We start from the raw sequence: 13,179 nt of genomic DNA, 5'->3' as shown, positions 1-13,179 counted from the left end.
GCTCGCTCCCCTCGAATGACCAGAAGGACCGTAGCAGCGGACCTATCGCGCTATCAGCGTATTTTTCGATCACTCCATCGGTTCCACCTCGGCGAGTCCGGTCGTGCGATCCATGCGCAGCCAGCGGGTGAGCTCGAGCGTCCGCAGGAACGGCAGGTCGTGGCTCACCACGATCAGCGCGCCCCGGTAGGCGGCGAGCGCCTGGGCGAGCTGGCGGGCGCTGGCCATGTCGAGGTTGTTCGTCGGCTCGTCCAGCAGCAGGAGCCGCGGGGCGGGGTCGGCGAGCAGCAGCGACGCCAGCACCGCGCGGAAGCGCTCCCCGCCCGACAGGGTCCCCGCGGGACGCTCGGCCCGCGCGCCCCGGAACAGGAAGCGCGCCAGACCCGAGCGGATCTCGGTGACCGATGCCGACGGCGCTTGCGCGCGGACGTTCTCGACGACGCTGAGGGCGTCGTCCAGGACGTCCAGACGCTGCGGCAGGTACCGGACGCCGTCCACGCCGACCCTGATGCTCGTCCCGTCGGGCGCGGACTCGCCGACCAGCGCGCGCAGCAGGGTCGTCTTGCCCGACCCGTTCGGGCCGACGAGCCCGATCCGCTCCGGGCCCCGGACGATCAGCTCGGTGATCGTGGCGGGCTCCGGTTCGGGCGCCGTCAGCCCGGTGACGGTCACGACCGTCCGTCCCGCCGGGACGCGCGTGGCGGGCAGCTCGACGCGGATCTCGTCGTCCTCGCGGACGGCGTTCTCCGCCTCGTCCAGTCTGCTCCGGGCACCGGCGAGCCGCTCCTCGTGCATGATGCGGTGCTTGCCGGCCGACACCTGCGCCTGCCGTTTGCGCTCACCCATCACGATCTTCGGTTCGCGCTTGTTCTCCTGCATCTTGTCGCCGTACCTCTTGCGGCGCGCGAGCTTGACGTGCGCCTCCTCCAGCTCGCGCTTCTGGCGGCGCAGGTCGGTCTCGGCGGCGCGGACGGCGCGCTCGGCGGCGTCCTTCTCGACGGCGAGCAGTTCCTCGTAGGCGGACAGGTTGCCGCCGAACGAGCGGACGCCGCCGTCGCGCAGGTCGGCGATCTCGTCGACCAGCTCCAGCAGCTCCCGGTCGTGGCTGACGACGACCAGGACGCCCTTCCAGGCGGCGACCGCGTCATGGAGACGCCGCCGCGCGTCCAGGTCGAGGTTGTTGGTGGGCTCGTCCAGGAGCAGGACGTCGGGACGGGCGATGAGCAGTGCGGCGAGGCCGACCATCATGGTCTCGCCGCCGGAGAGGGTCGGGACGGGCCGGTCGAGACCGAGGTGCTCGAGGCCGAGCCGGTCCAGTTCGGCGCGGGCCCGCTCCTCGACGTCCCAGCCGTCGTCGCCGACGGCCGCGAAGTTCTCCTCGGTGGCCTCGCCGCGTTCGATGGCGTGCAGCGCGGCGCGCGTCCCGGCGATGCCGAGCAGGTCGGCGACCGTGGCGGCGCCGCCGAGGACGAGGGTCTGCGGCAGGTAGCCGATCTCGCCCTCGACGGTGACGGAGCCGGAACCGGGCCGCAGCTCCCCCGCGACCAGCTTCAGCAACGTCGACTTCCCGGCCCCGTTGACGCCGATCAGCCCGGTCCGGCCGGTGCCGAAGGCGGCGTCGAGACCGTCCAGGACGGTCGTCCCGTCGGGCCAGGCGAAAGACAGGTCGGTGCAGACGATGGCGTGAGACAAGAGGCGCTCCTCCGGTGGTGTCGTTCGGTGTGCTTGACACGTGGAGACACCGCAGAGAACGCGCATCGCGCCTGCGGGCTTGGGAAACGCCCGGGACGAGGGTCCGCTGAGATCGCATGCGCGTGCCGGGAGCCCGGAAACGGGCGCGGCGGATCGCGCGGTGCCTGCGACCTCAGTTCCTCAATGGACTCCCCAACCGGGCGGCGATGTGACGCGACCAGGCTACCCGATCCCCTTATCGCAACACAAGTAGCATTAGGGGTTCTTTCTGGAAGACGCGGGCGCGCCCCGGAGCCGTCGCCGGCTTCGGGGCGCGCCGTGGCCGTCTCTCAGGCGCCGCGCAGGGCCGCGCCGGTACGCTCGGCGGCCGCGGTGACCGCCGCGTCCCGCGCCGCCGACGCCTCCTCCGCAGTGAGCGTCCGGTCCGGGGCGCGGAACCGCAGCGAGTAGGCCAGCGACTTGCGGCCCTCCCCCACCTGCTCGCCGGCGTAGACGTCGAACAGCCGGATGGCCTCCAGCAGGTCGCCGGCGCCGGCGCGCAGCGCCGACTCCACGTCGGCAGCGGGGACGGCGTCGTCCACGACCAGCGCGACGTCCTGCACGGCCACCGGGTAGGTCGACACGTGCGGCGCACGGACCTGGACCGGCTCGCCGAGGAGGCGCGGCTCCAACTCCATCGCGCAGGTGCGCGGCGGCAGCCCGTAGGCGTTCGTGACGCGCGGGTGCAGCTCGCCGGCGTGGCCGACGAGGGTGTCGCCGTGGTACAGGGCCGCGCAGCGGCCCGGGTGCCACGGGGCGTGCCGGTCGGCCCGGACCGTCAGCTCGACGCCGACCTCGCGGGCGACCGTGCGGGCCGCCTCGATCGCGTCCGCCCACAGCGCCGGACGGCCCTCGCCCCACCAGCCGGACGCCTCGCGCTCCCCGGACAGGACGACCGCGACCCGGTGCGGCTGGTCGGGCAGCGCCGCCTCCACGGACGCGATCTCCGCGGCCGTCGGGCCCCGGTCCACGGCCAGGCGCGGCGCGGCCTTCGGCGCGTCCGGGTCGGGCCGGAACACCACGCCCATCTCGTACAGGGCGACGTCGCCGAAGCCGCGGCCGGCGTTCTTGGCCAGGGTGCGCAGGAGCCCCGGCAGCAGCGTGGTGCGCAGCAGCGGCTCCTGCTCCGACATCGGGTTGGCGAGCCGCAGCGCTCGCCGCCGGGCGTCGTCGGCCGGGAGCTGCAGGTCGTCCCAGTCCTTGGCGGCGACGAACGGGAAGGACAGCACCTCCGCGTAGCCGGCGCCGGCGAGCGCCCGGCCGACGCGGCGGCGCAGCCGCTGCCCGGCGGTCAGGCCCTGCCCGGCCGCCGGACGCGGCGCCCGGACCGGGATGTTCTCGTACCCCTCCAGCCGGATGACCTCTTCCGCGAGGTCGCTCGGGTCGACGAGGTCGGGCCGCCACGACGGCGGCACGACCGTCAGCTCGTCCGTCCCGTCGGCACCGCCCTCGACCGTGCAGCCGACCTGCTCCAGCCGCCGGACGACCGCGTCGCGCCCGTACGGGACGCCCGCGACCCGCCCGGGGTGCGACGCCGGCATGGTGATCGTCGTCCGCCCGGCGGGCGCCTCGGCGTGGGTCACCCCGGGGACGATCTCGGCGCCGCCCAGCTCGGCGAGCATCCGCGCCGCCCGATGGGACGCGTACAGCGGCAGCTCGCGGTCGACGCCGCGCTCGAAGCGGTGCGACGCCTCGCTGTGCAGCCGGTGGCGGCGGCTCATCTTCGCGGTGCCGATCGCGTCGAAGTGCGCGGCCTCGATCACCATGTCCGACGAGCGGTCGTCGATCTCGGTGGCGAGACCGCCCATCGTGCCCGCCATCGAGATCGGCCCGGACTCGTCGGTGATGAGGATGTCCTCGGGGTCGAGCGTCCGCTTGACGTGGTCGAGCGTCTCCAGCACCTCGCCGGACGCGGCGCGCCGCACGACGATCGGGCCGGTGAGCTTGCCGCGGTCGAAGGCGTGCAGCGGCTGCCCGAGCTCGAGCATCACGTAGTTGGTGACGTCCACGGCGAGCGACACCGGACGCATCCCGGCGCGGTGCAGCCGGACCCGCATCCACATCGGCGTCCGCGCGTCGGGGTCGAAGCCCCGGACCTCCCGAAGTACGAACCGGTCGCAGGCGGACGGGTCGGCGATACTCGCGGGGTACGACTCGCCGCCCGCGGCGGGGAGCTCGACCGCGGCGGGGTCGGTGAACGGGACGTCGTAGGCGGTCGCGGCCTCGCGGGCGATGCCGCGGATCGACAGGGCGTAGCCGCGGTCGGGCGTGACGGCGATGTCCAGGACGTCGTCGCGGAGGCCGAGCAGCTCGACGGCGTCCGCGCCGACCGGCGCGTCCGGCGGCAGCACGAGGATGCCGCCGTGGTCGTCGCCGATGCCGAGCTCGCTGACCGAGCAGATCATGCCCTCGGACATCTTGCCGTAGGTCTTGCGCGCGCCGATCTGGAAGCCGCCCGGCAGGACGCCGCCGGGCAGGATCGCCACGATGCGGTCGCCGACGGCGAAGTTCGTCGCGCCGCACACGATGTTCTGCGGCTCGCCGGTGCCGTTGGCGTCGCCGACGTTCACCTGGCAGTACCTGATCGGCTTCTTGAACCCGGTGAGTTCTTCGATCGCCAGGACCTCGCCGACGACCAGCGGGCCGGTGAGGTCGGCGCCGGCGCGCTCGACCGTCTCGACCTCCAGGCCCGCCGCGATCAGCTTCTCGGCCAGGTCGCGGCCGGTGACGCCGGCCGGCAGCGCGGCATGCTCGCGCACCCAGGAAAGCGGGGCCCGCATCAGATCTCCGTCCCGAACGGGAGGGTGAACCGGACGTCGCCCTCCACCATGTCGTACATGTCTTCCACGCCGTGCCGGAACATCAGCGTCCGCTCGACGCCGAGCCCGAACGCCCAGCCGCTGTAGCGGTCCGGGTCGACGCCGCAGGCGGTCAGCACCCGCGGGTTGACCATGCCGCAGCCGCCCAGCTCGATCCAGCCCTCGGAACCGCAGGTGCGGCACGGGTCGCCGCCGGGTTCGGCGGACGCCCCCCGGCACACGAAGCACTGCATGTCCACCTCGGCGGACGGCTCGGTGAACGGGAAGTACGACGGCCGGAACCGGGTGGACAGGCCCGCGCCGAACATCCCGGCGACGAACGCCTCGATGCCGCCGCGCAGGTCGGCCATCGTCAGCCCCTCGTCGACGGCGAGTCCCTCCAGCTGGTGGAAGACGGGGCTGTGCGTGGCGTCCAGCTCGTCGGTGCGGAACGTGCGGCCCGGCGCCACCACGTAGACCGGCAGCTCGCGCGACAGCAGCGACCGGATCTGCACCGGGGAGGTGTGCGTGCGCAGCACCAGCCCGGTCTCCTCCGACTCGACGAAGAAGGTGTCCTGCATCGTGCGGGCCGGGTGGTCGGGCTTGAAGTTGAGGGCGTCGAAGTTGAACCACTCCGCCTCGACCTCGGGCCCCTCGGCGACTTCGAAGCCCATGGAGACGAAGACGTCCGCCATCCGCTCCTGCATCGTGGTCAGCGGGTGCCGGGCGCCGCGCGGGGCGCGGTTCCAGGGCAGGGTGACGTCGACGGTCTCCTCGACCAGGACGCGCTGGTCGCGTTCGTCCTCGAGCTCGGCCTGGCGCTTCTTGATCGCCTGGCCGACGGCTCCGCGGGCGGCACCGATGCGCTTGCCGGCGTCGGCGCGGGCCGCGGGCGGCAGCGCGCCGATCTCCCGGTTGGCCAGGGCCAGGGGGGAGCGGTCGCCGGCGTGCGCCAGGCGGACCTGCTTGAGGGCGTCGAGGTCGGCGGCCGCGGCGACGGCGGCGAGGGCCTCGTCGCGGGCCCGCTCCACCTCCTGCGGCTGGAGCGCGGACACCTCGACGGGGTCATAGGACTTGTTGGGTGCAGACATGGCTGTGTGATCGACTCCGGTCGGCGTGGGACGCCCGCAGTCTAGTGCGCGGGCGGGGAAGACCTGGAAAGCGTGCGCGTGCCGCGCGGCCCGTCGGGGCCCGATCCCGTCCCCCCGCCCGGTCCGGGCCGGGTCAGACGGCGTAGTCGGGGGCCCCCGCGGGCACGGTAAATCGGAACTCGGCGCCGCCGCCGGGCGCGCGCCGCACGGTGATCACGCCGCCGTGCGCCTCGACGAGGCCCTTCACGATGTAGAGGCCGAGGCCGGTTCCGCCGCGGCGGTTGCCGCCGGGGCCGCGCCAGAACTGCCGGAAGACGCGCTGGACGGCCTCGGGCGGAATGCCCTCGCCCTCGTCCCGCACCGACACGGCGGCCCCCTCCTTGTGCGCGTCCGGCTCCACCACGATTGTTACAGTCCCGGCGCCGTGCCGCACCGCGTTTTCCACGAGGTTTCCGAGGATCTGGTCGACCTTGTCGGGGTCGAGCCACATCTCGGGCAGCTCACCGCGTGCCTCGAACCGGAACCGCTCCTCGGGCTCCCCGGCCGCGACCCGTCCGGCGATGACCTTGCGGGCCTCCTCGGCCAGGTCGACGACCTGGCGGCGCATCTCCAGCCGACCGGCCTCGATCCGGGACACGTCGAGCAGCTCGGTAATGAGCCGCGTCACCCGGTCGGCGTCGGCGTTGACGGTCTCCAGCATGACGCGCTTCTGGTCGTCGTTGAACCGGTGCCACTTGGCCAGCAGCGTCGCGGTGAAGCCCTTCACGCTGGTCAGCGGCGACCGCAGCTCGTGGGCGACCGTCGACACCAGGTCGGCGCGGTCGCGTTCGCGCCGCGCGCGCTGCTGGGCGTCGCGCAGGCACACGGTGAATCGTTCCACCCGGCCCTCGGCGTCGCGCCGGTACCCGGCCGTCACCAGCAGCTCCGCGCCACCAGGACGGAAGAGCGTCTGCTCGGGGTGGCGGGTGCGGGTGGACAGCCCCTCGTAGGGGGCGAGGCACTTCCACCAGTCGCGGCCCTCCGCGTCGTGCAGCGGGAGGACGTCGCGGAAGTCGCGGCCGATCGCGTGCGGCGCGGCGATCCCGGTCATGCGCTCGGCGGCGGCGTTGAAGGTCACGACCCGGGCCTGCCCGTCGGCGACCAGCAGGCCGTCGGGCAGGTCGTCGGCCGGATCCCGCAGCGGGCCGGGCGCAGGCACGCGCGCGGCCGTGCGCGGGAGTTCCTCTCCGCCCAAAGCGGCCTCCAGAACACCGAGGGGGACGCGGCCTGTCGGATACGACTCTATCGGCAGTCCCGCACCCCCGGGGACCCGAGAAAGACCGTGAGGCAAGCCTTTTGTGGCCTTCCCGGCGGCCGGCGGCGCCCCCCGCGGCCCCGCGCCCGATCCTTCGCGCCTCCCCGCGCTCGCCTCGGCGCCGTCGCGCCCGTCCCTGCCCGTCCCGGCCCCGTCGCTCAACGGTCCGGGTCAGACGAACGCCTCGTCGGGGTCGTTATGGACCGTGAAGAGACGGTGCAGGCCGGTGATGCGGAGCAGGCGGCGCTGGGCGGGCCGGACCCGGGCGAGGGCGATGCGGCCGTCCCCGGCGGAGATCTCGTTGTGCGCGGCGACGAGCGCGCCGAGGCCCGTGGCGTCGCAGAACGCGACGCCGGCGAAGTCGACGACGAGGCTGCGCAGGCCGGAGGCGTGCAGGGCGACGAGGCGGGCGCGGAGCGTGTCGGCGGTGTGCAGGTCGATCTCACCCGACACCGCGACGATCGCGGTGTCGCCCCGCACCCGGCCGAGGTCGATCTCCAGGCCGGGGAGCGCCGCCGGTGCGGCGGCGTCGCGCGGCGGCGCGAGGACGGCGGTGCCGGTGCATCTGATCTCCGGCCCCGGCCTGCCGGCCCGTCCGGCCGCGTTCTTGGTCATCACGTTTTCGCCCCCAGTCCGCGCGGCGTCATTGCCGCCCTGGTCATCACAGTAGGCATCCGGTGGATCGCGCGTACTCCCTCGCCGGTCCAACTTCTCGTCCTACTTACGGACGAGGCACGGCACGGGACGGCCCCCGCCAACGCGTCCACGGAGGCGTCCATTGTCCCAGGCGGAGCGGCGGTTCGCGGCCGGTTCGGCGACCTGATGCGGCCATCCGGCCACGGAACGCAGTCGCGGGTCAGCCGCCGCGGTGCGCCCGGGCGGACGCGTAGAGGCACACGGCCGCGGCCGTCGCCAGGTTGAGGCTCTCCGCGCGCCCGTAGATCGGGACGCGCACGACCTCGTCGACGTTCTCGAGGATCTCGTCGGGCAGCCCCCAGGCCTCGTTGCCGAACACCCAGGCCGTGGGCCGGTCGAGCACGCCGTCGTCGATGGCGGTGTCGAGGGTGCGTTCGCCCGCTCCGTCCGCAGCCAGCACGGTCAGCCCGGCGTTCCTCAGTTCGGGGATCAGCGCGTCGAACCTGGGACCGACGACGACCGGCAGGTGGAACAGGCTCCCCGCGGACGCGCGCACGCACTTGCCGTTGTAGGGGTCGACGGACGCGTCGGTGAAGACGACCGAGTCCGATCCGGCAGCGTCGGCGGTGCGCAGGACCGTCCCGGCGTTGCCGGGGTCGCGGACGTGCGCGAGGACGGTGACCAGCCGGGGCCGCGTCTCCAGCGCCCCGGCCAGCGGGACGTCGACGAACCCGCAGACCGCGAGCAGCCCCTGCGGCGTGACGGTCTGGGCGAGTTCGGCCATCACTTCCCCGCTCACCCTCAGCACCGGGACACCGGCCCGCTCGGCGGCGGCTACGAGGTCGGGATGCCGGGACTCGGCCTCGGCCGTGGTGAACAGCTCGGCGAGGCCGCCCGGGATCCGCAGCGCCTCCCGCACCGCCTGCGGCCCCTCGGCGAGGAACCGGCGTTCCCGGCGGCGGAAGGCGCGCTTGGCGAGCCGCCGAGCGGACTTCACCCGTGGTGATCGCAGGGAGGTCAGCTCGCGGCCCGCCATATCGCTGTGTTCGCCTTGTCGCCGGCGGGCCGGCTCAGGCGGCCTTCCCTTCGGCCGGGAGGGCGTCCTTGGCCACCTGCACGAGGGCGGCGAAGGCGGCGGCGTCGTTGACCGCCAGCTCGGCCAGCATGCGCCGGTCGACCTCGATCTCGGCGGCCTTGAGCCCCTGGATGAACCGGTTGTAGGTGATGCCGTTGGCGCGGGCGGCGGCGTTGATCCGCTGGATCCACAGCCGGCGGAACTGGCCCTTGCGGTCCTTGCGGTCCCGGAAGGCGTAGGTCATCGAGTGGAGCTGCTGCTCCTTGGCCTTGCGGTACAGGCGCGACCGCTGGCCGCGGTAGCCGCTCGACCGCTCAAGGACGACCCGACGCTTCTTGGCGGAATTGACCGCCCGCTTCACGCGTGCCACGTGCTGAACTCCTTCGTGGGGGCCGGGGCCGTCCTGGTCCCGGCCGGTCGCTGATGTTGCCGGTCGAGCGCTACTTGCGCAGCAGCTTCTTGATGTTCTTGGCGTCGGCGTCGGCCACCACGGCCGGGCCGTCGAGGCGGCGGGTCCGCTTGGACGGCTTGTGCTCGAGCAGGTGGTTCTTGTTGGCGCGGCGGCGCATCACCTTGCCGGAGCCGGTCAGCTTGAACCGCTTCTTGGCACCGCTGTGGGTCTTCGTCTTCGGCATGGTCGCCGTCGTCTCCCTCGTTCCCGGTCCTCCGTGCGGCGGCACGGAGGCGCGCCTGATCGGCGCATCGCACGGCGGCGCGGCGTGCACCGCGCCCGTGTCCCGCGTGACGCGCCTGGTCAGGCGTCAATGTACGTGCATGTCGGTCTCGCGCAGCCGCGAGGCCATGGTTCGAGCCCGCCGTGGCGGCGGGCCCGGGCCGGTCCTTCTCGGGGGCGCCACCCCCGGGAGTCCCGGCGTCGGCCCGGCCGGAGCCGGGCCGAGAGCGCCGCCGTTCAGGCGTCGCGCCCGGCCGCCGTTCAGGCGGTGCCGGACTCTTCCTGCCCGCGCGCGGTCTTCTTCTTGTGCGGACCGATCACCATGATCATATTCCGGCCGTCCTGCTTGGGCCGCGACTCGACGAAGCCGAGCTCCTCGACGTCGTCGGCCAGCCGCTGCAGGAGCCGGCGCCCCAGCTCCGGGCGGGACTGCTCACGACCACGGAACATGATCGTGACCTTCACCTTGTCCCCGGCCTTCAGGAACCGCACCACGTGACCCTTCTTGGTCTCGTAGTCGTGCGGGTCGATCTTCGGGCGGAGCTTGATCTCCTTGATGACCGTGTGCGCCTGGTTCTTCCGCGCCTCACGGGCCTTCATCGCGGACTCGTACTTGAACTTGCCGTAGTCCATGAGCCTCGCGACGGGCGGACGCGCGGTGGGCGCCACCTCGACGAGGTCGAGGTCCGACTCGCGCGCGATTTCAAGGGCCTTGGCGATGGGCACGATGCCCACCTGTTCGCCGTTCGGGCCGACGAGCCGGACCTCGGGCACGCGAATGCGGTCGTTGATACGCGGTTCGGCGCTGATGGGACCTCCTTGGGGCCGTTCTCAAGTTCTGGGACCGGTCGTACCCTGAGGCTTCCCACGAGAAAAGCCCCGCACGACTCGCATACGGGGCCACCTTCGGTCTCCCCGGACGGACTGCCGCTCGGGGACGACGGCGCACCGGACGCGTCGCGTCCGTTCGCCGGACCGTTACCCACCGGCCCTTCCGGCCGGTCAGGTGGGAGATGGCCTCCGCTTGAGCGCCCGGCGCCCACGATCTGAACGATCGCGCGCACAGGGCCGGTCGGCCACCAAGACTACCACCGCCGGGGGCGTCCGGAAGCCCGACCCGGAGATTCGCTTCGCCGCGTCCGCCGCGCCGACGGCGGGACGCGGCGGGCGAGCCGGGCGTCGAGTGAGGTACGCCGGTCACCGGCGTCACGATGGTCAACCGCCGGGGAGCCCCCGGAATTCCCGCCCCCGGCGACCGCGGGTCTCAGCGGCGGGCCAGTTCGGCCTCCCCGGCGGCCCGCATCGCCTCGACCGGGACGTCGTCGCGGCCGGTCATCAGCGCCACCTGCCGGACGGCCTGGTGCAGCAGCATCGGGAAGCCGCCGACGACCGTCCCGCCCGCCCGGGCCACGGCCCCGGCCAGAGCGGTGGGCCACGGCGCGTACAGGACGTCGAACAGGGCCGCGCGAGAGGCCGCGACGGGTCCGGCGAACGCGTCGGCGGCGCGTCCCGGCAGCGTCGAGACCACCAGCTCCGCCGGGAGGTGGTCGCGGACCCGGTCGAGCGGGACGACCTTGACCACCAGGCCGAACCGCTCCCCCACCGCGACCGTCTCGGCGGCGCGTCCGGGCGTGCGGACGGCCAGGACCGCTTCGGCGGTGCCGAGCCGGGCCAGGGCGGCCAGCGCGGAGGCGGCGGTCGCCCCGCCGCCCAGGACGAGCGCGGTCGCGGGCGCCGCCCCGGGCGCCGCGACGCCAGCCTCGGTGAGCGCGGCGACGATGCCGTGCACGTCGGTGTTGTCGGCGATGCGGCGCCCGTCCCGCAGGACGAGCGTGTTCGCGCCGCCGACCCCGGCCGCGAGGTCGGTCACCGAGTCGGCGAGATCGAGCGCGACGCGCTTGAGCGGCATCGTCAGCGACAGCCCGGCCCACTCGGGGCCGAGACCGTCCAGGAATCCCGCCAGCTCCGGCTCGCCGCACTCGACGGCCTCGTAGGACCACGTGCCGTCCAGTCCCATCGCCGTGTACGCCGCCCGGTGCAGCACCGGGGACAGCGAATGCGCGATCGGCGACCCGAGCACCGCCGCCCGGCGGCCGGTGACGCTCACCCTGCCTCCTTCGTCTCGTTGGTCCTCATGAACGGGACCTCATGAACGGTTCCTCATGAAGGGGGTCCTCTCGCACGGACCTCATGAACGGCGGGCCGGTGCGGCGGGAGCCCCGCGCCGCACCGGCCCGTCCCGGTCTCTCAAGCCGGGTTCACTGCCCGGGGTTCCGCCGCTGCCACTCGCGGAACTCCTGCGTGATCTTCTCGGCTTCCTCCCAGGTCACGGCGAACTTCGTGATCTTGTTGGTGGGGTCGGTGGCGACGAAGTACAGCCACTCCCCCTCCTCCGGGTTCAGCGCCGCGTCGATCGCGTCCTCGCCCGGATTGCTGATCGGGCCCGGCGTCAGTCCGCTGTGCTTGTAGGTGTTGTACGGGTGGTCGATCAGGGTTTCCTTCTCGGTCACCGTCAGCCCGCGCCGGTTCAGCGCGTAGACCACGGTCGTGTCGAACTGGAGCTTCATGCCCTTCTCGATCCGGTTGTAGATCACCCGGGAGATCTTCGGCAGGTCGGACGGCTGGCCGCCCTCGGCCTGGATGAGGCTCGCCAGCGTGATGACCTTCCCGGGCTCCAGATCGGCTTCCTCGGCCTTGCTCTCCAGTCCGGAGGACTCCGCGTACTCGACGAAGCGTGCCACCATCTGCTTGAGGATGTCGCCCGCCGAGCCGTTCGGGTCGAGGTTGTAGCGGCCGGGGAACAGGTAGCCCTCCACCCTGCCGCCGGCGTACTCGGGCAGCCCGAGCTCCTCGGTGTTCTTCGCGGCCGCCGCGAAGTCCTCGACGGGGATTCCCGTCTTGTCCGACAGCAGCTTGTACGTCTCGGTGGCGCGGCGTCCCTCGGGGATGGTGATCTGGTTGCCCGCACGGGACTTGGGGTCCAGCAGCATCGCCATGGCCGCCTTCGACGACATCTTCGTGCGCATCTGGTAGAAGCCCGGCTGGATGCTGGACGAGCGCGTCTCGGCGTTCCAGACCTTCACGAAGGCGCGGGCGCTCTTGACGACGTCGTGCTCCTCCAGCGCCGCGGCGATCACCGTGCCGCTGGCACCGTCCTTCACCTGGACCGTGACATCCCCGGTCCCGGCGCCGTCGTAGTCCGGCGGGTTGAGCCGGTTGTCCAGGACCGCGAATCCGAGCACGCCCGCGGTGCCGAAGACCGCGACGAGGAACGCCAGCGCGAAGAACACCGCCGCGCGGCCGTTGCGGCGGCGGCGTTTCTGCCTCTTGCGCAGCCGCCGCTGGTCGCGGCGGTTCGCCGGGCGGCCCTGCCGACCGTCCTGGGGTTCTGAGAAAATGTCCAAATCGTTCATGAGCTTCCCCGGACGATCTCGCCTGGGGGGCGTCCAGTCAACCGCTCCGCGTCAAGTGCGGCCTGGAGCAGCACGGCGGCCGCCGCCTGGTCGACGACGGCGCGGCGGGCCCGGCCGCGCACGCCCCCCGCGCGCAGGCCGCTCTCCGCCGTCACGGTCGTGAGGCGTTCGTCGTAGAGCCGCACCGCGCCGTCGGGCAGCCGCCCCGCGAGGCGGCGCGCGAAGGTCCGCGCGGCCTCCGCCGCCGGGCCCTCCCGGCCCGCCAGGGTGGTGGGCAGCCCCACGACGACCTCGATCGCCTCATGCTCCGCGGCGAGTTCCACGAGCCGGTCGACGTCCCCCTTCCCGCTCTTGACGGTCTCCAGCGGGGAGGCGAGGACTCCGCCCGGATCGCAGCGCGCGACGCCCACGCGGACACTGCCGACGTCGACGGCGAGGCGCACCCCCGGCCTCACCGTCCGGCCCCCG

General features: G+C 73.3%; 12 protein-coding genes. All 12 read right to left on the bottom strand.

The genetic code is table 11. The features are described 5' to 3' along the window. Positions 1-69: 69 nt before the first annotated feature. Entirely contained in the window at positions 70-1,692 is a 1,623-nt protein-coding gene (locus tag F7P10_RS40340) for an ABC-F family ATP-binding cassette domain-containing protein (protein WP_151017242.1), read from the bottom strand. 329 nt (positions 1,693-2,021) lie between these two features. Continuing rightward, on the bottom strand, positions 2,022-4,511 hold the full coding sequence (pheT, locus tag F7P10_RS40335) for a phenylalanine--tRNA ligase subunit beta (protein WP_151017241.1): 2,490 nt from the start codon (positions 4,509-4,511) through the stop codon (positions 2,022-2,024). Further along, positions 4,511-5,620 carry a phenylalanine--tRNA ligase subunit alpha gene (gene pheS / locus F7P10_RS40330; protein ID WP_151017240.1) on the bottom strand — a complete coding sequence of 370 codons (1,110 nt, stop codon included), beginning with the start codon at positions 5,618-5,620 and terminating at the stop codon, positions 4,511-4,513. The genes pheT and pheS overlap by 1 nt, the downstream gene beginning before the upstream one ends. Before the next feature lie 133 nt (positions 5,621-5,753). Next, positions 5,754-6,818, bottom strand: a complete 1,065-nt coding sequence (locus F7P10_RS40325) for an ATP-binding protein (RefSeq protein WP_254716268.1) — start codon at positions 6,816-6,818, stop codon at positions 5,754-5,756. Between the two features lie 267 nt (positions 6,819-7,085). Beyond that, positions 7,086-7,529, bottom strand: a complete 444-nt coding sequence (locus F7P10_RS40320; protein ID WP_151017239.1) for an STAS domain-containing protein — start codon at positions 7,527-7,529, stop codon at positions 7,086-7,088. A 241-nt stretch (positions 7,530-7,770) separates the two neighbouring features. After that, on the bottom strand, positions 7,771-8,586 hold the full coding sequence (locus tag F7P10_RS40315; protein ID WP_151017238.1) for an RNA methyltransferase: 816 nt from the start codon (positions 8,584-8,586) through the stop codon (positions 7,771-7,773). Positions 8,587-8,620: 34 nt separating this feature from the next. Further along, the gene (gene rplT, locus F7P10_RS40310) at positions 8,621-8,995 is read right to left on the bottom strand and encodes a 50S ribosomal protein L20 (protein WP_151017237.1); all 375 of its coding nucleotides are present in this window, start codon (positions 8,993-8,995) and stop codon (positions 8,621-8,623) included. A 70-nt stretch (positions 8,996-9,065) separates the two neighbouring features. Next, positions 9,066-9,260: a 50S ribosomal protein L35 gene (rpmI, locus tag F7P10_RS40305; RefSeq protein WP_026404187.1), complete on the bottom strand. Its 195-nt coding sequence runs from the start codon at positions 9,258-9,260 to the stop codon at positions 9,066-9,068. Positions 9,261-9,559: 299 nt separating this feature from the next. Beyond that, positions 9,560-10,072, bottom strand: coding sequence for a translation initiation factor IF-3 (gene infC, locus F7P10_RS40300; RefSeq protein WP_254716267.1), 513 nt, complete (start codon positions 10,070-10,072; stop codon positions 9,560-9,562). 490 nt (positions 10,073-10,562) lie between these two features. Beyond that, positions 10,563-11,405: a shikimate dehydrogenase gene (locus F7P10_RS40295; RefSeq protein WP_151017235.1), complete on the bottom strand. Its 843-nt coding sequence runs from the start codon at positions 11,403-11,405 to the stop codon at positions 10,563-10,565. A gap of 151 nt (positions 11,406-11,556) precedes the next feature. Continuing rightward, the gene (mltG, locus tag F7P10_RS40290; RefSeq protein ID WP_151017234.1) at positions 11,557-12,711 is read right to left on the bottom strand and encodes an endolytic transglycosylase MltG; all 1,155 of its coding nucleotides are present in this window, start codon (positions 12,709-12,711) and stop codon (positions 11,557-11,559) included. Next, complete coding sequence (gene ruvX, locus F7P10_RS40285; protein ID WP_151017233.1) at positions 12,708-13,166, bottom strand: Holliday junction resolvase RuvX; 459 nt, start codon at positions 13,164-13,166, stop codon at positions 12,708-12,710. Before ruvX ends, mltG begins: the two co-directional genes overlap by 4 nt. Between the last annotated feature and the right edge of the window lie 13 nt (positions 13,167-13,179).

Source organism: Actinomadura sp. WMMB 499 (assembly GCF_008824145.1).
GTDB lineage: Bacteria > Actinomycetota > Actinomycetes > Streptosporangiales > Streptosporangiaceae > Spirillospora.
Note: the sequence above shows the minus strand (reverse complement) of the source record. Positions and strands in the feature narration are given on the sequence as shown.

What these genes read in the sequence shown, in the direction of transcription:
- pheT (WP_151017241.1), bottom strand. Translation starts at nt 4,511, where the DNA reads ATGCGGGCCCCGCTTTCCTGGGTGCGCGAGCATGCCGCGCTGCCGGCC.
- pheS (WP_151017240.1), bottom strand. Translation starts at nt 5,620, where the DNA reads ATGTCTGCACCCAACAAGTCCTATGACCCCGTCGAGGTGTCCGCGCTC.
- F7P10_RS40320 (WP_151017239.1), bottom strand. Translation starts at nt 7,529, where the DNA reads ATGACCAAGAACGCGGCCGGACGGGCCGGCAGGCCGGGGCCGGAGATC.
- F7P10_RS40315 (WP_151017238.1), bottom strand. Translation starts at nt 8,586, where the DNA reads ATGGCGGGCCGCGAGCTGACCTCCCTGCGATCACCACGGGTGAAGTCC.
- rpmI (WP_026404187.1), bottom strand. Translation starts at nt 9,260, where the DNA reads ATGCCGAAGACGAAGACCCACAGCGGTGCCAAGAAGCGGTTCAAGCTG.
- mltG (WP_151017234.1), bottom strand. Translation starts at nt 12,711, where the DNA reads ATGAACGATTTGGACATTTTCTCAGAACCCCAGGACGGTCGGCAGGGC.